Source organism: Treponema primitia, from assembly GCF_046533075.1.
GTDB lineage: Bacteria > Spirochaetota > Spirochaetia > Treponematales > Breznakiellaceae > Termitinema > Termitinema primitia_B.
This window is the reverse complement of record NZ_JAJQRB010000019.1, coordinates 105,424-128,165: the sequence shown is the minus strand read 5'-3', so window position 1 is coordinate 128,165 and position 22,742 is coordinate 105,424. Positions and strand designations below refer to the sequence as shown.

Genomic DNA, 22,742 nt, shown 5'->3' with positions numbered 1-22,742 from the left:
GTTACCTCTTTTTAGAATATATCAGGTTTTTGGGAGATAGGCAAGCCAAAATCCCCCATTTTGCAGGTTTGTCCCGTTGCATTAAGCCAGCCGAATGGTGTGTGCTTTGTTGGAGGGGTGAAATGTTCCGTATAGAGCAGGCGGGGTTTCGTCCATACGAAAGGACAGGGCGGTATTCATTCCGTCCGGGTGGATCACTGTACTATTGTCGAGACTGCGGAGCAGCCCGAAATAGAGGGCGGAAAAATTTTTGGTCAACCCGGCAAGGGCATCCTCCCCCAAGGCCAAACGCATAAGGATCTCGCATTCCTTCAAGGTCTCCTCCGTTTTTATCAAGGGGACAAAATCCAGGGCGGTATGCAGGGTACGCATGATCCCCAGAAGCAGAGGATTCCCCGCGCTATTTGCAACACAGGAATAGTATTCCCCCTCCGGCTTATACCAATGGAAAATGGTTTTTCGCACCGCGCTGCGATCCATGGTAAAATTATTTTTATAGAAGGAATCCTCAAAGTCATCCAGCCCTTCGTCAAAAAAGGTGTTAAAATCTTCCCGGCTGATTTTTTGATAAACCGCAAAATCGGTCTGTGCAAAGACCAGATCCTCAAGGCCGGTACCGGGCTTTGCCTTTTTAAAATCCAGTTTGCTCAATTCCCCATAGACCACACAGATACGGGCGTATCGCCGGTCAAGCCGCCGCCTAATGATCCCCGGCTGTGCGGCGGCCACATCGATCCTGCCGCCGTTTCCGCTCAGATCCGCGATATCCCTTAGGACCGGCATTTTCAGGGCGAGTTCCCCCGGCAAGCCCCGAAGGAGTCTCAGGAAGGTCCCTAGTTCAGGATCTTGTTCAGAGCTCATAGATTTCGTGGAGGAAAAGGGTTGCCGCCTGGGCGACATTGAGGCTTTCCATGACGCCGCTTCCGGGGATACGCACCAGGCTGGTACAGTGTTCCTTTATCTCCGGGGAAAGGCCGGTTTCCTCGTTACCCATCACCAGGGCAATCCCGGGACGCCCAACACCATGCTCCCCAACAACGGCTTTCAGGTCCCGTATCCTAAGCCGCGCCCTATGGTCCGCCCCGATAATAAGCAGGGATTTAGCGGCGCTTTTCAGGAAGCCCGGCGTATTTTTCAGTTTCCGGAACTCCACATGTTCCATACCGCCTTCCGCAACCCGGTAGGCGCTGGTGGTGAGCTGAGCAGCCTCATCGGCATCGGAGAGCACCACGTAGGACACATCGAAAAAAGCTGCGGAACGGACTATGGCTCCCAGGTTGTGGTCGTTGCCCACGGCACAGAGGAGGAGCCCCGTCTTTCCTTCCCGGGCCCAAGTATCAAGATCCTCCTGACTAAGGCCCTCCACCGGGGGCTCATCAATCATGGCCGCCACGCCCTGGTGCCGGTTGCTCTTACAAACCCGTTCCAGCTCTTCATCGTCGCAAAGCTTGTAGGGCCGTTTCCATTCAGCCAGGTTTTTGCAGAGCTTGGTAAACAAGGGCAGCCGGTCCTCCCGGAGGAAGAATCGGTTGATCCGTTCAGGATGAGTCTCCCCCAGGGCTTTTACGGCGTTCAATCCGCAGACCGCCAACTCGTTGGTCAATTTATTACGCACGGCTAATGATAGAGGCCAATACCTGGCCTGTCAATAATTGGTCAATACAAGCATCAGGGGGAGATGATCGCTCAGACCATTGCCGGTACGGGGACTATAAGTATCGGGAGTCCCCTTGGCGTTAACGAAGGGTTCCTGATCCAGAACCCGGCAGGAACTAAAGTCCCATCCCGCCTGATCAAAGAACTGTTCCGATAACAGGAAATGATCGATAGTTTCCCAGTCATTCTTATAATAGTAGGAACCGTTCTGCAATTCCTGTCCCCAGGGTGAATAGAAGGCCGGCATGGACGAATCAAAGTACGCCGCCGCCGGGGGTTTTTCACCGCTTAGAATTAAAAAATTCCCCCGATTCTCCGTTTCTGTCCGGGTGAAATCTGCGCGGATAAAATCCGCAGCATCCGGATCATCCGGCAGCAAAGCGCTTAGTATTTTTCGACCCCGGCGGTAAAACTCATCGTAGTTTTCGTTCAGGTCCCCCATGATTACGGCGGGCACATCAGGGTACTCCGTCTGGATCTCCCGGATCCTCCTAAGAATAACCCGGGCCGAAGCCCGACGCAGGGTTTCCGTGTTGTCGTCCCCGCCGAGCTTGGATTTCCAGTGGCAGACAAAGAGGACCAGGGGAGTATCCTCCGGCCTCAGCCAGAGTTCCAAGACCGGTCTCGGGGCGGTCTCCTGGTCCCAGACCATGCCATGGACCCGGGTATCCGTAAAGGGGATACGGCTTAATACCCCGATTCCCAGGGACGCTCCCTTGTTTTTGGAAAAAAAGGTATACCCATAACCGTATTTTGAAAGCTCACTTTGGGCGATAGCCTCCAAACACTGGGAGTTTTCAATCTCCTCCAGGGCTATGATATCCGGAACCCCGTCGGCTATACGGCCTATAGCCTGGGCGATAGCGTTTACCCGGGCGGAAAATTTATCCTCCGCCCAGCCGGCATCATTAAGATATTCACTATACTCGGTTCCGGTTTGACTCCCGTCAAAAAGGGCCTGCACATTCCAGGTGACTATCCTTAAACTTCCCTGGGGCGAACCATGGTCCTCCACCCCCTCCAGCAAACTACAACCCCCGATAATCAACGCCGGGAGCATACAAAGGAAAAACCGTAACATAAGAGCCTCCTAACCGCATTAGGGGGCTCCCGTATATTTTGCTTTAGGGCTTTTAAAAAAAATTAAGGCATAACGCTGTATTCCTGAACTACCTGAATCTCCGTCTGAACCCCCGCAACCCCGGCGAATTCCTTGGCAGCGGAAACAGCAGCTTCCACCAGGGCCTGGGAATTAGCAACCCCGTAGAGTATCACATTCCCTCCGGAGACCACCGCTTCCAGGAAATGGACGGGCAGTTCCTTTTCATACAAAACGTGGTGAATAATCTGCTGTCCAAGGGTCATTTCTTTGAGCCGGGCTACACTCTGGGATTCCGTATCGGAAGCAACCGACCGATCCCGAAGTTCCTTAATGATCCCAGCCGCCAAGGCCGGATGCAGGTTACCCGTATTCAGGGTAAGGTGATAGTTCGAAGGATCCTTCCAGTCGATATCGAAGAAATACCGATGGAACCCCATCCGGTCGCGATCGCTCTGGTCGATAATCTGCCGCGCCCGCTTATCGTCACAGTGAAAATAGCTTTTTACCCGTTCACAGCGTATATCTATAGGGGCAACCAGAAACACCGAAAGAACCCCGGGAATATGCTTGAAAACCGCAGAGGCGCCCCGGCCAATAAAGACACAGCTCCCCTCCCCGGCTTCGGTAAGCATGGCGGTTTTCAGATAATGCAGATAATCATCCCTATCCTGGGAAAGGGACGCGAAAAATGACGGTTTCCGTTCATCGTATTTCTCGAGCTTACGGCCCTCAACGCCATAAGACTTTATCCGTTCCTCAAGGCTAAGCTTGTCCACAAAACGGTAATCCAGCAGTTTTGCCAATTCGTTAGCGGTTTCATCGCCAAGAGATGCCAACTGACGTGAAATTGTGATGATTGCCATAAAATCCTCCTTGGCCATTAACTCCATCTACACAAATCATAAGGCCTTAAAAAGATATTGTCAAAAAAATTCCCGAGGTACTTCCAGCAATGGCCCTTCTCGGGTTATTTTATAGAAATGAAAAACGAACATGAACCAGCGGTCCACCTTATCTGGCACGAAGAATCCCGGCGGGAGGTCTACCGTTCCCGGGTTTTTTCGATCCGGGACACCACCTGCAAATCACCGGAGGGAGAATCCCGGGTTTTTTCGGTTATCGACGCCCCGGACTGGGCCATCGTGGTACCGGTAATTGAAACGGAGCGGGGGAAGGAATTTGTGATGGTCCGCCAATGGCGCCACGGTTCCCAAGAGCTAAGCCTGGAATTTCCCGGCGGGGTATTCGAGCCCGGGGAAGATGCACTGGAAGCGGCGGCCCGGGAAATGCGGGAAGAAACCGCCTATACACCGGGGAAAATCCGGAAAATCGGGGAATTCAGCCCCAACCCGGCAATCATGGCCAACCATGTTCACTTCTTTTTGGCCGAAAATTTACGCCCCCTGGACAAACAGGACTTGGATGACGATGAATATGTGGACGTAGAATTGGTACCAATCCGGGAAGTATTCCAAGGCCTGGGGCGTCCTCCCTATGTACACGCCCTCATGGCCTCGGCATACAGCCTCTATTTACAGGCCACCGCTACCGAATAGACTCGTAGGTTTTGTTTGCGTCCCAGAGCCCTTCCCGGCTTTCACCCTGAACGCTGGGGATATCCAGAATCATCCCCGGCTCTATGATGTTAGGATTATCCGGTTTTGGAAATTTCGCCTTATTCGCATTGTAAATCAGCCGCCATTTATGCGGATCCCCATAAGCCCAGGAACGTCCGGCGATATTCCAGAGACAGTCCTTGGAACTGGCCCAGGAGCGGACCGTGTACCGGGCGGGTAATACCGATTTTCCGGATGGGGCAGGGGCAATTACAACTGGAGGTGCAGCCACAACTGCGGGTACGGGAGTAGGACTGGTAATATAGGCCAAGGCATCAATTACCCGCAGAGCTGCGGCGATAGCCTCGTCCCAGGATTCTTCGCCCCGGAAGGAAATCGCCTCGTTATAAGCCTGTTCCGATTTTCCGTATTCCTCCGGATACGCCCGGGGGGCGTCAACCGAAACCGCCCAGGCAATACGATTCTTCGCAGCGGTGATGGCATCATCGGTCTCTTTTATTTTCAACTGTAACGCCACATATTCATCCGATAGCTGAGCATACCTGAGCGCTTCGTCGGCATAATTGGCGGAAACGTCAAAATCACCGTAGCTGTAACTTTCCTGGGCCAGCTGGGTAAGCCGCACACTCTCCAGATAGTACCGGTTATTCCGTACATCCGCGGGAACCTGCTGCGAAAAAACAGTTGAAAACCCCCAGGCAAAGAGAATTAATGAAAATAGTACAATCCGTTTCATTGCGCTCCTCCCTGTAAAACAATCTCCGCTTCCCGTGCGGTTTCTTCACTTTGGCTTATCCTGGTTTCGGCTGTCGAGATAGCATCCTCAGCCGCTACCCGCTTTAGCTCGGCGTTTCTTTCGGCGGCGAGAAACAGGGGAATTACCTGGGAGAAATATTCCGAAGCCCCGGCATAATCCCGGGCATTAAAGGCGGCGGTTCCCCGGGTATAAACCCCTTCGGCGGCGCTGAATTCCTGTCTGACCGCCACATGAGCCTTGGCGTTCCAAGCCTTTCCGCGTGCAGTCTCGGCGGATACTTTTAGGTCGCCTGCAAAGCTAAGCCACCCTTCGTTAAGTACCAGCATATACCGGAAGAAGGACTCTTCCGCATCGGTCGCCGCTTTTTCCGTATCCCCGCTGTCATAGGCGGCGATAGCATCGCGTATGGTCCCATCAGCCCGATCGTAATTACCCGAATCGTACTGCGAAAAGCCTCGTTCCTCAATTTCCTCTCTAACCCTATAAGCTCGGATACCCATACCCAAGGCATGGTACTTGTCAAGGGCGCCAAAGGCCAATTCCACTGCGGCATAGTAATTTTCTGCCCCGGCATTTGCCGACTCCCCTGCTTCATAGAACGCCAGGGCTTCATCTATAAGCACATCCGCAGCTTCAAGCCGGTCGGGGGAAAGGTTTCTGATTCCGGCGTCAATCGCCTCGTTTCTGGCCTGGAGTATCTTCTCCGACAGCTCCTCGTAATAAAGGGGCAGACACCGGCGGGCTGCAGTATCGTAGCTCTCCGCCACAGCTTCGTAGAGGGCTATCGTATTTTTCACATCCCCCGGGGTCTTATCTTTTGCATTTTCTTTAGCGGAAGCGTATTGGCCCTCCGCAGCTTCCCAGTCCGGAGGGAAGTAACCGGGGACGTCAATATCCAGGGCTTGTTTTCTGGATGTCTCCACCCGGCTTAGGACCCTCTGTAGATCCTCAAGCGCCGCCTGATCCGGGGATTCCTGGACGTAAACAACTTCAGCGTCCTTTAAAGGCACCTCCTGTTCCTGGGGGGTTTCCACAATCGCTGGCTCTACAACAGCCGGCTCCACAACCGCTGGCTTACTCCCGCAGGATATGACCAACAGGGAAATACAAAATCCTGCAAAAATACCAAGGAAAGGTTTACTCTTCATAGGTACTCCTATTCATTTCTATTTATTAAGTGTAATTTGTTTTGGGAATAACAACAAGATACACCATTACTTTATTATTTCCCCCTCAAAAACCCTTTGCTTTAAGGAAAAAATGCTTATATATTGATATTACCTAAAATAATTAAAAGGATGAGGTTTTATGCCGGATATTACCCATGATATTCAAAAAAATTACGGTATTCTTTCGGAAGAAAGGGGCGGATGGAAAAAAGAGCTGAATCTTGTGTCGTGGAATGGAAGAAGTCCAAAACTGGATATACGGGATTGGGCCCCGGACCACGAGAAAATGGGAAAAGGAATCACCCTTTCCAAAGAAGAGGCAGCTAAACTCCTAGAACTTCTAGTCGCTATTTTAGAGGAAGATAAAAGGGAATAGGGAAATTCCCTCACCGCTTCTTCTTCAGGCTCGCTATCGCTTCCTGGGTCATTTGGTCGCAGCGCTCGTTGAACTCGTTACCCGCGTGGCCCCGAACCCATTGCCATTTAACGGCGAAGTTCGAAGCCAGTCCATCCAAACGGAGCCAAAGCTCCTGGTTCTTAACGGGTTTTCTATCACTGGTTCGCCAGCCGTTCCGTTTCCAACCGGTGATCCACTCGGTCATACCCTTCTGGACATACTGGGAATCGGTATAAACCGTTACTGTCTCCGGGGAAAGGCCCAGCTTAGTCAGGGCTTCCAGGGCGGCTACAGCGGCGTAGAGCTCCATACGGTTGTTGGTGGTATTCTGCTCGGCCCCCCATTTTTCACGGATCAGCTCCCCGGAGCCCTCCCGGGGGAATAGTTCCCCCGGTATTACCCGCGATATCTTAGGTTTTTTCTTTCCCTTTTCTTCGGATCCGATAATAACATAGGCCCATCCTCCGGGCCCGGGATTACCGGAACAACCACCATCGGTGTAAATACAAAGATGCATAAAATATCCCCTGCCGTCTAATATTTGGCCACTGATTCCCATTTACCCGATTTTGCTGAAGCAAAGAGGGCATCCAAAACAGCCATATTGGCAATTGCATCGCAAACAGGAGTGGGTACTTCGGTTTTATTGATAATTGATTCGGCGAATCCATCAAATTCCAGAAGATACTGATCGATTATTTCAGTTTCGACGATCCGTTCACCCACACCATTGATAACAGTTATCTCCCCGGGAACATCCCCAAACATATTAAAGGGGATTTTTATGGAAAGAGAACCGCCTGCACCTAATGCGGTAACCCGCTGATAGGGATATAACTGGGTTCCCAGGGTAAAGGTGGAGCTGCGCCCATTACCAAAATCAAGGATGGCGGAACCCAGGATATCGGTCTTAAAAACCGGGTCCCATACAAAGGTCCCAACGACCCGTTCCGGTTCGGCGCCCATAAGCAGCCTGGCGCTGGATACGGTATAGCAGCCTATATCCAGGATGGCGCCCCCTCCCGCTGCGGCAATATTACGGATGTTACCGCCATCCTTAAGGTCATAAGAAAACAACCCGCTGGTGGCTATAACAGTTCCTATCTCGCCGCACTTCACCAATTCCGCAGCCCGCTGCCATTGGGGATGGAAACGGTACATAAAGGCTTCCATCAGGGGAACCCCTTTTTTCTTGCAATATTCAGCAGCTTCAACAGCTTCCTTGGCGTTGAGCCCCAGGGGCTTTTCACAGAGAATGGGCTTCCCGGCGTCGGCGGCTTTCTTGATATACTGCAAATGAAGATGGTTCGGCAGGGGTAAATAAACAAAATCTACCTTGGGATCCGCCAGCAATTCCTCATAGGATCCGTAAACTTCAGAAAAATCCCATTTTTTCGCATAGGTCTTGGCTTTTTCTTTATTTCTGGACGCTATCGCATAGGGCTCCACCAACAAAGACGACTTAAGTGGGGTTGCTACCCGAAGCTCGTAGTGACCAGAAGTCCCAAGCACCCCTAACCGTAATTTTTCCATGATTTTAACTCCCTTTATTTTTTTTTGCTTATCGCAATCTTTGCTTGTTTAACCAGGTTCTCCGGGGAAAGGCCGTATTGGATCAACAATGCTTTGGCGTCCCCGGAACGGCCAAACACATCGTTTACCCCGACCCGGACAACCGGTATCGGATGTTCCGCACTGACCACCTCACAAACCGCGCTGCCCAGACCTCCGATAATATTATGCTCCTCCGCAGTAACAATAGCGCCGGTTTCAGAAGCGGCCTTGAGAATAAGCTCCGCATCAATTGGCTTAATAGTATGCATATCAATTATCCGCGCATGGACGCCCTCTTTTTCCAAAAGCTCCGCAGCCTTGAGAGATTCCTGGACCATCAGCCCAGTAGCAATGATGGTCACATCCTTTCCGTCCCGCAGAAGAACTCCCTTACCCAGGGTAAAGGAATAACCGGGAATGGTATCGGTAACCGTCTCCAACGCTGTACGGCCGGTACGCATAAAACAGGGCCCCTCATACGAGATAATAGCTTTTACCGCTTCCCGGGTTTCATGAGCATCACAGGGCGCGAGCACCACCATGCCGGGGATGGTACGCATAAGGCTCAGGTCTTCTATACATTGGTGCGTTGCTCCGTCCTCGCCTACCGTAAGCCCCGCATGGCTTCCAATTACCTTAACATTAAGATGGGGATACGCAACAGAGTTACGGATCTGATCGTATCCCCTTCCGGCGGTAAACATGGCAAAGGAATGGCAAAAAGCGATCTTGCCGGTGGTGGCAAACCCCGCGGCCATATCGATCATATTAGCTTCGGCAATACCTACATTAAAAAATCGCTCCGGGTATTTTGCACCAAAAACTTCGCTCATGGTACAGGAAGCGAGATCCGCGTCCAATGCAACAATTTTTGTGTTCCCGCCAAATTCACAAAGCGCATCTCCATAGGCAGCCCTGGTAGATTTTTTTTCGCCCATCTCACCCCTCCAATTGCTTAATTTGTGCGTTAAGTTCTTCATAGGCGGTAACATATTCCGCCGGGCTGGGCCGGCCACCATGCCATTTTACATTGTTTTCAAAAATGGACACACCCTTACCCTTAATAGTATGGGCGATAATAACCGTGGGCTTGTCCTGTATGGTATCAGCCGTATCAAGGGCATCGGATATTTCACCCACATCGTTACCGTTAATACCGATCACGTGCCAGCCGAAGGCCTTAAATTTATCTTCCAGGGGGTAAATGGACATGATCTTATCAACAGAACCGTCCAGCTGCAGCCGGTTGTTATCCACAAAAAGCCGCAGGTTATTGAGCTTAAAATTGGGCGCCGCCATGGCCGCTTCCCAGATCTGGCCTTCCTGAATTTCTCCGTCCCCGGTAACGGTATATACCTTATAATCAAGCTTATCGACTTTCCCTGCCAGGGCCATCCCCAGGGAAACCGAAAACCCCTGCCCCAGGGAACCGGCGGACATATCCACCCCGGGAACATGGTTCATTTCAATATGACCGGAAAGATAACTATCAATACGCCGGAAGGTCTTGAGATCCTCAATAGGGAAAAAGCCCCGTAACGCCAACGCGGCATAGGTCGTGGGCGTACAATGTCCCTTGGAAAGTACAAAACGATCCCTATCCGGTTTTTTGGGATTTTTGGGGTCGATTCTGAGACGATCAAAATACAATACCGACAGTATTTCTGCTATAGAAAAAGAACCGCCGATATGCCCTGAATTGGCAGCTTGAATCGCTTCCAATCCGTACTTCCGTATCTTAGCCGCCTGTAGCTCCAACTGTCGTTTTTTAGTTGGTTCCATTTATTTCCCTCCATTAATCCTTTCTCGTATTCTCCCGTTTCTTTCGGTACATGTCAACATAAACTGCAAGCAGGATAATGACACCCTTGGCGACATACTGCCAAAAGGAGTTGACGTGCAGCAGGTTGAGGCCGTTACTGATGATACCGATGACGAGTATGCCTATGAAGACGCCCCCGATATTACCGACGCCGCCGTACATGCTGGTACCGCCCAGTACCGCCGCCGCAATGGCATCGGTTTCAAAACTTACCCCCGCCGCAGGCTGACCCGAGGACATGCGGGCCGCAAGGATGATACCGCCGAATGCGCCGAGAAAGCCGCTTATGGTCCAGACCATTATCTTTACCCGGGTGATGTTAATCCCCGAGTATTTCGCCGCCACGGGGTTCCCGCCCACGGCGTAAATATGACGGCCTATTCGGGTCCGGTTGAGGAGGAGATAGGCGAAAAAGAGAAACACAACCATGTAGATAGCCGGGAGGGGTATGGGCCCGAGATAACCATTTCCCAGGAAAGCGAACTTTGCGGGGTCTTTATTGAGGGGAACAGGACGACCATCGGCGATGAGGTAAGCGCCGCCCCGGCAGATACTCATCATAGCCAGGGTGACGACGAAGGGGTGAATGCCCGAATAGGCGATGATAACACCGTTGATGAATCCCGCGACTACCCCAACAAGAAGTCCCAGGGTAATACCCATCGGCATGGGGAGACCCGCCCGTTCTATGGCAACGACACAGACGCAACCGGCAAAGGCAATGAGCGAACCGCCGGTAAGGTCTATCCCTCCCAGCATGATCGCCATCATCACCCCGATGGAGAGGAACGCATTGGTGGACACCGTCCGCATCACGGTAAGCATATTATTCATGGTGAAGAAATACTCGGCAAAGATGGAAAGGAGCGTAAACAACACGAGAAAACCGGTAAGAATACCCCAATTTGTCCGCAAATACCGGACTACCGGGCCGGCAAAGACATTGTTCTCATATCGCTGCAGCAAATTTTTGTTCATTTTATTCCTCCAAGTGCATGTTTCAAAATAATATCCTGTGAAAAATTTTCCTTGCCCAATATTGCAGCGATACTGCCTTCCCACATTATCGCAAGGCGATCGCTCATATTGATAACCTCGTTGAGTTCCGAAGAAACCATGATGATAGCGATGCCATTGGCGGCAAGATCGTTGATTATCCGGTAGATTTCCGCCTTTGCGCCCACGTCAATACCTCTGGTGGGCTCGTCCAGGATCAGAATTTTCGGAGATGTGGCAAGCCATTTGGCGAGTACCACCTTCTGCTGATTCCCCCCGGAAAGATTTACTATCCGCTGGTTAACTGAAGGGGTCTTAACTGCCATGCTCTCGACCCCGTGGTTGACGATTTCCAGTTCCTTCTGCCTGCTCACCCGGAACCAGCTGATAAATTTCTCCAACACCGCAAGTGAAGTATTAAAAGAAACGGTATTGTCCAGAATGAGCCCCTGGGTTTTCCGGCTTTCGGGCACCAGGGCAAGCCCATGTTTCTTCGCCGTGAGGGGGTTGGGCCGGGTGATCCTTTTCCCAAACACGTTTATTTCACCCCCGGCAAGTCCATCAAAACCCATGATACAGTCCATAAGTTCCGATCGTCCCGCCCCGATGAGGCCGTAAAACCCGAGAACTTCCCCCTGGTGAAGGGTAAAACTGCAATCGTGTACCAGCGTCCTCGCAGAGCTAAGATTTTTTACTTCCAGCGCCGCCTTTCCCGGGGGATTATACGTACGGACATAATAGTTTTTAAGTTCCCGGCCTACCATCATCTGGATGAGTTCGTCGGTGTGGGTTTCTTCGGTTTTTTTTTCGCCCACATTGCGGCCATCCCGCATCACCATGACCTTATCGGTAAGATCAAAAATCTCCGACATCTTATGGGAGATATAGATGATGCCTATATTTCTATTCTTTAACGCCTTTGCGGTTTTAAAGAGTATTTCGATTTCTTTTTCTGAAAGAGAAGATGTGGGTTCATCCATGACCACAATCCTCGCGTTAAGGGAGAACGCTTTGGCAATCTCTACCATCTGCTGCTGCCCGGTACTGAGCCTTGAGACCCTGGTAGCGGGGTCCATGTCAAGGCCAACGATTTCCATATATTGCCGGGCGCTCTTGTTCATAGCGTTTTTTGAGACCATATTGAATTTATTTTTAATTTCCCTGCCCAAATAGATGTTTTCCGCCACCGAAAGATAGGGAACCAGGGCAAGTTCCTGGTGAATGAAGGCGATACCGAGTCTCTGCGCGTCATGCACCGTATTAATCGTCACCGGATTTTCATCAATGTGAATAGACCCTTCGTCGGGCTTGTAAATACCCCCCAGTACATTCATCAGGGTGGATTTTCCCGCCCCGTTTTCGCCGAGGAGGCCGAGGATAGAACCCTGTTCCAATTCAAGGCGCGCGTCTTCCAATGCCTTTACTCCCGGAAAGGACTTGCTAATATGTTCCATTTTTAGAAGTATTTTCTGCACGGCGTCTCCTTAAAGCAGGGAGCCGCGATATGGCGACCCCCTGCAAGTTGCTAACTACTTTATTCAAAAATACGATTATTGCCAGTTATCAATGCCGTACTTATCAACATTCTCTTTATTGATGATAAAAGTTTCAATCGGAATATCTTTGGGGATATTCGTATCGCCGCGGAGTACCTGAAGCGCAATTTCCGCGCTCCTTTTGCCAATCCCCATGGGGGACTGAGCGCCGGTTCCGGTCATTTTTCCTTCCTTTATCATCTTCTTAGCATTGGGCGCACCATCGATACCATATACGAGGATACCGTCGCTCTGACGGCCGGCGGACTCGATAGCCCTGACTGCGCCTTCTGCAGACGGATCGTTGATACAATAGATCGCCTGGAGCTTCCCGGAGGGATAGGACTGGAGGGCATCTTCGGCCTTGGGCATGGTCTTGTCAATGGCGCCTTCGCCGTCATACACCTGGAGGATATTAAAGTACCCATTCGCAGTCTCGACAAAGCCGTCATACCGGGGGATGCAGGAACCGGCCGCGGGGGAGTGCATGATGACAATGCTGGAACCCCTGGGGAGCCTGGACATCATGTCTTTGGCGACGACCACACCAGCGTTGTAGTTGTCGGATGCGACGGTGGAAATGACCAAGGCTTTATCCTGGTCGGTGATCAGCGGGGTATCGAAGATCACTATCGGCACTTTTTTCTCCGCGCAGGCCTGGAGAGCTTCGCGGACGCCGGTTGAATCTCTGGGTGCAAGGAGCAGCGCATCAATATTCTGACCGAGCAGATCCCGGATCTTGTCATTCTGAATGGACTGATCGTTATCCGCATGGAAATCCACCACCTTGATCCCCTGGGGCTCAAGAACCGCTTTAACACCCTGTTCAAGGGCAAGCCAGAAGGGGTTATTCAATGTGGGCGCGGCATAGCCAATCACAATCTGTTTAGGGCCACTCTTTTTTTTACATGCGGTAAATACAAATCCGCCGACCAGTACTAAAATCAAACAAAATACTACAGATTTCCGAATAGTCATAATTCCTCCATATAAATATAAAACAAAAAATAATTCATGCTTCACAAGAAGCATTTTAATTAAAAAGCCTTTACCTCCTCACCAGTTAAAGTAACTCCCTCTAACAGGGAAGTGTCTATCCACAGAACCACCGGGAGACAATACGCCCTGCCTGTGGAATTCCGTCACAATCTGCCCCCTGAAAGAACCTTGACGGTGTCGTAAAACATATCAAAACAGGACTGATCCTGCCTTAAAGCCACATTCATATAGATACAGTCCAGGAGCGCTATTTGAGCCAAATTTTCACAGGCGGGTTCAAAGGCCTGCCGGTGGGTCCGGTATTCCATGTTGGCGTTGTTAAATGCGGTGAGAAAAGAGGTGTCCGCCGCCTTGGTCAGGGGGGAACCGTCCACGCTGGTAATTCCTATGGTGGTGGCCCCCCGCATCTTTGCCTGGCATATATTATTCACCACCGCCGGTGAATGGCCGAAATTGCTGATACCGAAAAATACATCCGTTTTGGTACAAGTGGTGGCCGCGACAACAATTTCCTGGGCATCGGAATACGAAAAGGCATTGATCCCCAGGCGGTAAAAACGGATCCGCCCGCTTTCTGCGGTAATATACGAACGGCCAACCCCCAGAAATACTAAATTTCTTGCATTGAGAATACAGTCGGTCACATATTCCACTTTTTTATAATCTATGGTTTTCATGGTATCCAAAAGCATCTGGATGTTACTTTGAAACACCTTTCTTCCGATCTCCTCCGCCGAATCATGGGGAGATGTATCGCCGTACTCAAAAACAATCTTATTATTGGTAGTATCGTCGGACAGCGGTTTTTCCTCTTCCCGCATTACCGACCGGGCAAATGCTATCTGAAAAGTCTTAAAACTACTGAATCCAAGGAGCCGCACAAAACGGGTTACCGAAGCAACACTGACCCCGCTGGCTGTGGCCAGTTGCTTTATCCCCATAGAAAACACGGTATTCCCTGAATCTAAAAGATAATCCGCGATTTGCTTCATGGCGGGATTAAATTCAGAATAATGATTTCTAATCCGGAGCATCATCAATGGTGTATGCTGAGATATTGCCATTTTTTCTCCAAGTTAGTTTTACGATTTTAACCCGGAATTCGTCATTCGTCAAATCCTTTTTAATATTTCTTTTCATGAATTTTTTTTTCATGATCGGCAATTTTCAACGAGAATTTGTCCGAAATTCTTTAAGTTGCTTCATTATGTTACTTTTTTCGCCAAAATAACCGTAAAGTTCCTTAAACATACCATATAAGCGGTCATACCCTTCCACATGGGCAGCGTTTGGTTTGTAGGTTTGTTCTTTAATCCTGCTCATAGCCGAAGCTGCCTCGGTGATATGGTCATAACCGCCCCGGGCAGCGCCTGCAGCTACCGAGGCATACATAGCAGCCCCCAGAGCTGCGGTCTGTTTAGAGGCGGATACCTTTATTTCCCGGTTACTGATATCCGCAAAGATCTGCATCAGGAAACCATCTTTTTCAGCTATACCCCCGCAGGCGTATATTTCATCCACCTGCACCCCCGCGGCTTCGAAATTTTCCATGATAATCCTGGCGCCGAATCCGGTGGATTCTATCAAAGCTCGGTAAATTTCTTCCGGTTTGGTATATACGGTATAACCCAGGATAGCCCCCGAAAGATTGGCATCTACAAAGGGGGTTTTATTCCCGTTCCACCAATCCAGCGCTAAAAGGCCGCTTTCCCCGGGCATATAATCCCGGGTCAGATCGCCGAGGTACCGATGTATGTCCATTCCGGCTTCCTTGGCTTTAGCCTTATAGCCATCGCCCAGGGCATTGTCGATAAACCATTCAAAATTATCCCCCACCCCGGCAAGTCCCGTCTCCAGGGCATAGTACCCGGGAATTATGCCGCCCTTTACCCCGCCCATTATACCCCTACCGGAATAGGGGTGATCGCTCAACACCGCCTGAACACTGGAAGTACCGATAATAAGCATCATCTGGCCGGGCTTGGTGATCCCGCATCCGGGCATACCTGCGTGGGCGTCTATGATGCTGGCCCCCACCGCTGTACCCGGCATAAGCCCCAGCCGTTTTGCCCAAGCCGGGTTTAATTCCCCGATTTTTGCACCCACAGGACAAATAGCCTCCGAGAGTTTCTCCTCCGGGTATCGTTCAAGCCGGGGGTCCAGGGCCTTTAATATATCCGCCCCGGGGTAGCCTTCACCTTCATCCCACATGGCCTTATAGGCGGCAGTACTGCCGGAGCGCCGCTTTTTCCCGGTCATAAGTTGGGTTAGCCAATCGGCGGCCTCCAGGATCTGATCCGCAGCTTCATATATTTCCGGATCCTCCTCAAGAAGTTGCAAAACCTTGGGCAACATCAGTTCAGAAGAAACCTTACCCCCGTAACGGGGAATATCCAGTATTTTCTTTTCCCTGAAAACCTCGTCGATCCGGCGGGCTTGAGACTCCGCAGCATGATGCTTCCAGAGTTTTACATATGCATGAGGACGATGTATAAATTGTTCCCGGAAGCAGAGGGGCGTCCCCGATGCATCCACCGGCAATATGGTACAGGCGGTAAAATCAATGGACAATCCAATAATATCGGAACCCGCAAGCCCGGATTCGCGGAGAACGCTCGGTATCGTATATTCCAGGACATCAATATAATCCTGAGGATGCTGTAAAGCCCAATCAACCCCCAAGCGGGTAGTTCCATCGGGCAAAACAGTATCCATTACCCCATGGTCATAATCCTTAACCGCCAGGGAGATAATCCCACCGGTTTTAGCATCCGCCAGCAGAGCCCGCCCTGATTTAGTGCCAAAATCCAGCCCAATAACATATTTAGCCATTACTTCTTTAATCCTATTGCCTGTTTTGCCCCTGTGATGATTCTTTCAATATCCATGGGAAATAGCAGAAAAAAGGCTGCTTATTTGATAATTTTTATTACGCCTTTAACAATATTGGCTTTATCATGCACGCTGCTATCCATGGCATTTTGAATGTCGTCAAATTCAAACACATTGGTCACCACCCCCTTAAGGTTAACCTTTCCCGAAGAAACAGCGTCTATAGCCATGGGATACACGTGGTGATACCGGAAGATGGTTTTAAAGGTTAATTCCTTATCCAGGGCAAGGCTGATGGGCAGAGTTACTTCGCCGGTGGCGGAATACCCCACCAACACGACATTGGAACCTTTTTTGGCCACCTCAATGGTCTGCCGCGTGGTTATTTCCGTTCCCGCCGTCTCCACCGCCAAATCAAAACCGGCGCCGCCCGTCAATTTACGCGCCGCCTCGATAACATCTTCCTTTTTTGCGTTAATAACCCCTGTGGCGCCAAGCTCCAGAGCTTTTTCGAGCCTTTTTTCCATTATATCCACCACATAAACACGGGAAACGCCTTCAGCCCGCAGGGCCATCATGGATACAAGCCCGATACAACCGGAACCGAAAACCACCGCGGTCTGCCCGATATGGGCCTCTCCCCGGTTTGCCGCATGAAACCCTACCGCCAACGGTTCAATCAGGGCCGCTTCCATGGTGTCCATATTTTCGGGAATCTTAAAACACAAAGAAGCAGGATGGGCCACGTATTCCTGAAAAACGCCATCAATCGGAGGGGTAGCAAAGAATATGACATCCGGACAAAGGTGATACCGGCCGGTGGTACAGAATTCACAATGCCCACAGCCAATACCCGGCTCAAGGGCAACCCGATCCCCGGGCTTCAAGGTTTTCACATCGGCGCCGACTTCCACCACCACACCGCCGGATTCGTGTCCAAGGACAAAGGGAGGCTTAACTCTGTTTTTCCCTATCCCCCCCGCCTCATAATAATGTAAATCGCTGCCGCAAATCCCGACATATTCTACCTTCACCAGCACTTCATGGCTTTTCTGCACAGGGATAGGTCTTTGTACAAAATCCATTTTGCCAATTCCGGTCATTATAGCCACTTTCATGGTTCCATTCATTTTTATAAACTCCCCCGATCATCACTTATGAAAATAATTCGCGTCCCAATTCTACTCTCGTTTCTCCTGCCTGTCAAATTATTTACCGGTCTTTTTCATTAAATGTCATTTTTATAAAATTTTATCCCTTTGCGGTATTAAAAATCTTCTCTTTTTACCAAATTCCATTTTTTCTATTGCCGTTAACGCCTATTTTTAGTATTTTAAACACAGGTCTCATCTTTAGGTAGACCATTAATCCATTTCAGATTATACCGGTTTTTTGTCCGGTAATAAAAGAGGAGAAAAGAATCATGGCGAAACAGTTGTTGTTCAACGAAGAAGCCCGGCGCAGACTGCTTGCCGGGGTTGAGCAGATTTCAAAGGCCGTTAAGGTCACCCTTGGTCCCAAGGGACGGAATGTCCTCCTGGACAAGAAATTCGGAGCCCCCACGGTCACTAAGGACGGCGTTTCCGTGGCGAAGGAAGTGGAGCTTGCGGATCCCTACGAAAATATGGGAGCTCAGCTCCTCAAAGAAGTGGCCACAAAGACCAACGATGTGGCCGGCGACGGTACCACCACCGCCACAGTCCTGGCCTACTCCCTGGTAAAGGAAGGGCTCAAGTCCGTAGCCGCCGGGATGACCCCCATCGAACTGAAACGGGGCATCGACAAAGCGGTTGAGATTGCTGTAGAAGAGATCAGGAAAAATTCCAAGGAAATCAAAGACAAGGAAGAAATTTCCCACGTTGCTTCGGTTTCCGCCAACAACGACAGCGAAATCGGCAATACCATTGCCGATGCCATGGAAAAGGTCGGGAAAGACGGGGTCATTACCGTGGAAGAGTCCAAGACCATGGACACCACCATTGAGTTTGTGGAAGGTATGCAGTTTGACCGGGGTTATATTTCCGCCTACTTCGTTACCGACCGGGACACCATGACCAGCGTATACGAAGATGTATACATTCTCATCCACGACAAGAAAATTTCTTCTATGAAAGACCTCCTTCCCCTGTTGGAGAAGGTAGCCCAGAGCGGCAAGCCCCTACTCATCATTTCCGAGGATGTGGACGGCGAAGCCCTTTCCACCCTGGTAGTGAACAGCCTTCGAGGCACCCTCCGCACCTGCGCGGTCAAGGCTCCCGGCTTCGGTGACCGCCGCAAAGCCATGTTGGAAGACATTGCCATCCTCACGGGCGGCGAAGTTATTTCCGAAGAACTGGGCCTCAAGCTTGAAAACACCGATATTTCTCAGCTTGGCAAAGCTAAGACCGTAAAGATCGACAAGGACAACACCACGGTGATCAACGGCGCCGGTAAAGCCAAGGAAATTCAGGACCGGATCGCCCAGATCAAGGCCCAGATCGAAGACACCACCTCCGACTATGACCGGGAGAAACTCCAGGAACGGCTGGCCAAGCTCGCCGGCGGTGTGGCGGTAATCAACGTAGGCGCCGCCACCGAGGTGGAGCTGAAAGAGAAGAAGCACCGGGTAGAGGACGCCCTGAGCGCCACCCGTGCAGCCATTGAGGAAGGCATAGTTCCCGGCGGCGAATTGGCGCTGATCCAGGCAGCCATTGCCCTGGACAAGGCGGACACCGCAGGTCTCACCGACGACGAGAAGGTGGGTTTCAAGATTGTAAAACGCGCCCTGGAAGAACCAATCCGCCAGATCGCCGAAAACGCCGGTGTGGACGGCGCGGTTATTGCCGAACGGGCCAAGGCCGAAAAGAAGGGCGTTGGTTTTGACGCCGCCAAGCTGGAATGGGTAGACATGGTCAAGGCCGGAATCATCGACCCCGCCAAGGTTACCCGCTCCGCTCTGCAGAACGCGGCGTCCATCGCCAGCCTGCTCCTCACCACCGAGTGCGCCATCACGGACCTTCCCGAGAAGAAGGAAGCCCCCGCGATGCCCCCCGGAGGAATGGGCGGTATGGGCGGTATGGATTATTAAGAAAAGACCGGGGTAAGACCCTGGGAGATGAGGGCCGTCCGAAAGGGCGGCCTTTTTTTGTCATAAGATCGGATAAAATAGCATTCACAAAATCCCCCTTGCCAATATTAGCGCGGCTCTTGATGATAGTATCAAATGATACTATCATAATATCATGAAGCCACCCTATGAGATTACCACTAAAATTCTCGAACTCTATGGGCAGATAACCGAAGCCTTAGGTGTATGCAAAAGCCTTTTGCTGGTAAAACCCGAGGCCCGGCTGAGAAGGCAAAACCGCATAAAGACAATCTATTCATCCCTGGCCATAGAAGGCAATTCACTGAATATTGAACATGTTTCCGCGCTCATTGACAACAAACGGGTTGCGGGTCCCAAAAAAGATATTCTGGAAATTCAAAATGCCATAGCAGCCTATGATCACTTAAATCAATTTAAACCCCATTCCATAAAAGATTTTCTCAAGACCCATGACATCCTTATGGCAGGGTTGGTTGAGAATCCCGGCCGGTGGAGAAAAACCCAGGTTGGAATATTCAAGGGAAAGGAGCTGGCCCATATCGCGCCGGGATTCCGCATGGTTCCGGGTTTAATGCAGGATCTTTTTGAATATATAAAAAATGATAAGGATATTGATATCATTAAAAGCTGCGTGTTCCATTATGAAATGGAATTTATCCATCCCTTTGAAGACGGCAACGGAAGAATGGGGCGCTTTTGGCAAACCATGCTTCTGATGAATGTAAACCCCATATTTGAATACATCCCAATAGAAGAAACTATTCGAAACCATCAAAGGGAATATTACAAGGTATTGTCCATTGCGGATAAATCCGGCTCATCAACGCTATTTATAGAATTTATCCTGAAAGCGATTAACAGCGCATTACGTAATACCATTGAAGAATCAAAAATCCCTAGAATCGGCTACAGGGAGCGTACAGAACATGCCCTTTCACTTTTGGATGACTGGTTTGACCGTAAGGAATATATGAAAACAAACAAAGGCATTTCCACCGCCACCGCAAGCAGAGACTTAAAGCAATTATTGCAAGATGGGGTTATAGAGGCCGAAGGAAATAGACGGATGACGAGATATAGGAAAAAATGATTCCTAAGCCCTATATGGCGATGTTTTTGTAACCGGCATTACCGTCTCGACCAATGACATTTTCCTCAAATCTGTCATTGGCTCGAATTCGATTAAAATTTATCGATAAAATAAGAATCTATCTTGCCAATTTTTATCTGGTATCATTATACTTATAATTAGTAATGGTTATCACCAAATTATAGGAAAAAAGTCTGGCTGAAATTTTATGGTACCCCGTTCGCGGCGGGGCATATTGATTTTTATTAAACCATTTTGAGGAGAGTGTGCTATGAATGAGAGTTGTTACGGGTGCTCAACCTGTGCCAGCGCGGATAAACCCCTGGAAGGTTTTATCGCCAAGCTGCCGATGGAGACTTCCCACCACCGGGTGGAAAGCCAGGAAACCAAATGCGGTTTCGGCCTGCAGGGGGTGTGCTGCAGGCTCTGCGCCAACGGTCCTTGCCGGATAACGCCGGAATCCCCCCGGGGCATCTGCGGGGCCACTGCGGATGTTATGGTAACCCGGAACCTGCTGCGGGCGGTGGCCGCGGGGTCCGGCTGTTATATCCATGTGGTGGAAAATACCGCCCTTAATCTGAAAAATACCGCTTTGGAAAAGGGGAAGCTCAAGGGATTAGGCACCCTGGAACGGCTCTGCAAAACCTTCGGCGTCAGCGGTAAGGATGACCACGAGAAGGCCCTCAACGTTGCTAACGCGGTTCTGGAGGATCTCTATAAGCCGGAATACGTAAAGATGGACCTGGTGGAAAAAATGGCCTACCCGCCCCGGTTCAAAGTATGGAAGGAACTGGGGATACTCCCCGGGGGCGCCAAGTCTGAGGTCTTTAAGGGGGTGGTCAAGTGCTCCACCAACCTGAACTCCGATCCGGTAAATATGTTGCTCGACTGCCTGCGCCTGGGCATCTCCACGGGCATCTACGGGCTCACCCTTACTAACTTATTAAACGATGTGCTTCTCGGCGAACCGGAGATCCGCATGGCCCCGGTGGGCCTCCGGGTTATCGATCCGGATTACATCAATATTATGATTACCGGTCACCAGCACACCATGTTTGTGCATCTCCAGGAACGGCTCATCGCCCCGGATGTGGTTGCCAAGGCGAAGGCCGTTGGGGCCAAGGGCTTTAAACTTGTGGGCTGTACCTGCGTAGGCCAGGACCTGCAGCTCCGGGGCGCCCACTACACGGAGATCTTCGACGGCCACGCGGGGAACAACTACACCTCCGAGGCTATCCTCGCCACCGGCGCTATCGACGCGGTGCTTTCAGAATTTAACTGTACCCTGCCGGGGATTGAAACGGTGTGCGATACCCTGAGTATCAAGCAGATCTGCATCGACGATGTTGCAAAAAAGGCCAACGCGGAACTCAAACAGTTTGTATTCGCCGAACGGGGTAAGCACAGCGAAGAGATCATTGATGCGATTATCGCTTCCTACAAGGAGCGGCGGCCAAAGGTAAAACTGAACCTGCTCCCGGAACACGGTTACGAGAATAACCTTACCGGGGTAAGCGAAGTATCCCTCAAGAAATTCCTCGGCGGCAACTGGAAGCCGTTGGTTGACCTGATCGTTTCCGGCGACATAAAAGGTGTTGCCGGTGTGGTGGGCTGCTCCAGCCTGGTTGCCGGCGGTCACGATGTGCTGACCGTTGCCCTGGTAAAGGAACTGATCGCCCGGGACATTATCGTTCTTACCGCGGGCTGTTCCTCCGGGGGCATCGAAAACTGCGGTCTCATGGTGCCGGAAGCGGCGGAACTTGCGGGCCCGAAACTCAAGGCGGTTTGTAAAAAGCTCGGCATCCCGCCGGTGCTCAACTTTGGTCCCTGCCTTGCCATAGGCCGGCTTGAGATTGTGGCCACCGAACTTGCGGAAACTATCGGTATTGATATACCCCAGCTTCCCCTGGTCCTTTCCGCAGCCCAGTGGCTGGAAGAACAGGCCCTGGCGGACGGCTGCTTCGGCCTCGCCCTGGGCCTGCCCCTCCACCTGGGACTGCCGCCCTTCATCACCGGCAGTAAAGTTGCTACCCAGGTACTGACAGAGGACATGAAGTCCCTCACCGGCGGCCAGGTAATCATCAATGCGGACGCCAAAGAATCTGCGGACCTGCTTGAGAAGATCATTCAGGAAAAACGCAGGGCCTTAAAGATTTAAGGGGGCGGAG

Annotated in this window: 21 protein-coding genes; 5 read left to right on the top strand and 16 right to left on the bottom strand. The window is 50.9% G+C overall.

Annotation, left to right across the window (positions count from 1 at the left end):
* Positions 1-81: 81 nt before the first annotated feature.
* The 4 genes from LQZ19_RS04075 to LQZ19_RS04060 all read right to left on the bottom strand — a co-directional run bounded on the left by LQZ19_RS04075 (position 82) and on the right by LQZ19_RS04060 (position 3,621).
* Positions 82-861: a hypothetical protein gene (locus LQZ19_RS04075; RefSeq protein WP_411046377.1), complete on the bottom strand. Its 780-nt coding sequence runs from the start codon at positions 859-861 to the stop codon at positions 82-84.
* Positions 851-1,615, bottom strand: a complete 765-nt coding sequence (locus LQZ19_RS04070; protein WP_411046376.1) for a TrmH family RNA methyltransferase — start codon at positions 1,613-1,615, stop codon at positions 851-853. Before LQZ19_RS04070 ends, LQZ19_RS04075 begins: the two co-directional genes overlap by 11 nt.
* A gap of 30 nt (positions 1,616-1,645) precedes the next feature.
* Entirely contained in the window at positions 1,646-2,737 is a 1,092-nt protein-coding gene (locus LQZ19_RS04065; RefSeq protein WP_411046375.1) for an endonuclease/exonuclease/phosphatase family protein, read from the bottom strand.
* A gap of 62 nt (positions 2,738-2,799) precedes the next feature.
* Positions 2,800-3,621: a cytidylate kinase family protein gene (locus tag LQZ19_RS04060; RefSeq protein ID WP_411046374.1), complete on the bottom strand. Its 822-nt coding sequence runs from the start codon at positions 3,619-3,621 to the stop codon at positions 2,800-2,802.
* 117 nt (positions 3,622-3,738) lie between these two features.
* On the opposite strand from LQZ19_RS04060, the gene LQZ19_RS04055 reads away from it, so the two are divergent.
* Positions 3,739-4,314: an NUDIX hydrolase gene (locus LQZ19_RS04055; protein ID WP_411046373.1), complete on the top strand. Its 576-nt coding sequence runs from the start codon at positions 3,739-3,741 to the stop codon at positions 4,312-4,314.
* Here LQZ19_RS04055 and LQZ19_RS04050 read toward each other — a convergent pair.
* A complete protein-coding gene (locus LQZ19_RS04050) occupies positions 4,304-5,071 on the bottom strand; it encodes a LysM peptidoglycan-binding domain-containing protein (RefSeq protein ID WP_411046372.1) in 768 nt (255 codons plus the stop codon). The two genes, LQZ19_RS04055 and LQZ19_RS04050, sit on opposite strands and share 11 nt — an antisense overlap.
* On the bottom strand, positions 5,068-6,240 hold the full coding sequence (locus LQZ19_RS04045) for a hypothetical protein (protein WP_411046371.1): 1,173 nt from the start codon (positions 6,238-6,240) through the stop codon (positions 5,068-5,070). The genes LQZ19_RS04050 and LQZ19_RS04045 overlap by 4 nt, the downstream gene beginning before the upstream one ends.
* A 160-nt stretch (positions 6,241-6,400) precedes the next feature.
* Here LQZ19_RS04045 and LQZ19_RS04040 point away from each other — a divergent pair, with 160 nt between their 5' ends.
* Positions 6,401-6,637 (top strand): YdbC family protein, encoded by a 237-nt coding sequence (locus tag LQZ19_RS04040; RefSeq protein WP_411046370.1) that lies wholly within the window; start codon positions 6,401-6,403, stop codon positions 6,635-6,637.
* 10 nt (positions 6,638-6,647) lie between these two features.
* On the opposite strand, the gene LQZ19_RS04035 is transcribed toward LQZ19_RS04040, so the two are convergent.
* The 10 genes from LQZ19_RS04035 to LQZ19_RS03990 all read right to left on the bottom strand — a co-directional run bounded on the left by LQZ19_RS04035 (position 6,648) and on the right by LQZ19_RS03990 (position 17,514).
* Positions 6,648-7,175, bottom strand: a complete 528-nt coding sequence (locus tag LQZ19_RS04035; RefSeq protein WP_411046369.1) for a ribonuclease H family protein — start codon at positions 7,173-7,175, stop codon at positions 6,648-6,650.
* Positions 7,176-7,192: 17 nt separating this feature from the next.
* The gene (locus tag LQZ19_RS04030; protein ID WP_411046368.1) at positions 7,193-8,191 is read right to left on the bottom strand and encodes a Gfo/Idh/MocA family protein; all 999 of its coding nucleotides are present in this window, start codon (positions 8,189-8,191) and stop codon (positions 7,193-7,195) included.
* A 14-nt stretch (positions 8,192-8,205) separates the two neighbouring features.
* Positions 8,206-9,150 carry a transketolase family protein gene (locus LQZ19_RS04025; protein ID WP_411046367.1) on the bottom strand — a complete coding sequence of 315 codons (945 nt, stop codon included), beginning with the start codon at positions 9,148-9,150 and terminating at the stop codon, positions 8,206-8,208.
* Position 9,151: 1 nt separating this feature from the next.
* Entirely contained in the window at positions 9,152-9,994 is an 843-nt protein-coding gene (locus LQZ19_RS04020) for a transketolase (RefSeq protein WP_411046366.1), read from the bottom strand.
* 13 nt (positions 9,995-10,007) lie between these two features.
* The gene (locus LQZ19_RS04015; RefSeq protein WP_411046365.1) at positions 10,008-11,012 is read right to left on the bottom strand and encodes an ABC transporter permease; all 1,005 of its coding nucleotides are present in this window, start codon (positions 11,010-11,012) and stop codon (positions 10,008-10,010) included.
* Entirely contained in the window at positions 11,009-12,505 is a 1,497-nt protein-coding gene (locus LQZ19_RS04010) for a sugar ABC transporter ATP-binding protein (protein WP_411046364.1), read from the bottom strand. The genes LQZ19_RS04015 and LQZ19_RS04010 overlap by 4 nt, the downstream gene beginning before the upstream one ends.
* Before the next feature lie 75 nt (positions 12,506-12,580).
* Entirely contained in the window at positions 12,581-13,543 is a 963-nt protein-coding gene (locus LQZ19_RS04005) for a sugar ABC transporter substrate-binding protein (RefSeq protein ID WP_411046363.1), read from the bottom strand.
* Positions 13,544-13,707: 164 nt separating this feature from the next.
* Positions 13,708-14,628 carry a MurR/RpiR family transcriptional regulator gene (locus tag LQZ19_RS04000; RefSeq protein ID WP_411046362.1) on the bottom strand — a complete coding sequence of 307 codons (921 nt, stop codon included), beginning with the start codon at positions 14,626-14,628 and terminating at the stop codon, positions 13,708-13,710.
* 103 nt (positions 14,629-14,731) lie between these two features.
* Positions 14,732-16,396 (bottom strand): ribulokinase, encoded by a 1,665-nt coding sequence (locus LQZ19_RS03995; protein WP_411046361.1) that lies wholly within the window; start codon positions 16,394-16,396, stop codon positions 14,732-14,734.
* Between the two features lie 80 nt (positions 16,397-16,476).
* Positions 16,477-17,514 (bottom strand): NAD(P)-dependent alcohol dehydrogenase, encoded by a 1,038-nt coding sequence (locus LQZ19_RS03990; RefSeq protein WP_411046360.1) that lies wholly within the window; start codon positions 17,512-17,514, stop codon positions 16,477-16,479.
* A 305-nt stretch (positions 17,515-17,819) separates the two neighbouring features.
* Here LQZ19_RS03990 and groL point away from each other — a divergent pair, with 305 nt between their 5' ends.
* From groL to cooS, 3 genes are all read left to right on the top strand, one after another.
* Entirely contained in the window at positions 17,820-19,463 is a 1,644-nt protein-coding gene (gene groL / locus LQZ19_RS03985; protein WP_411046359.1) for a chaperonin GroEL, read from the top strand.
* Between the two features lie 154 nt (positions 19,464-19,617).
* Positions 19,618-20,574: a Fic family protein gene (locus tag LQZ19_RS03980; RefSeq protein WP_411046358.1), complete on the top strand. Its 957-nt coding sequence runs from the start codon at positions 19,618-19,620 to the stop codon at positions 20,572-20,574.
* Between the two features lie 271 nt (positions 20,575-20,845).
* The gene (gene cooS, locus LQZ19_RS03975) at positions 20,846-22,732 is read left to right on the top strand and encodes an anaerobic carbon-monoxide dehydrogenase catalytic subunit (protein ID WP_411046357.1); all 1,887 of its coding nucleotides are present in this window, start codon (positions 20,846-20,848) and stop codon (positions 22,730-22,732) included.
* The last annotated feature ends 10 nt before the right edge of the window (positions 22,733-22,742 follow it).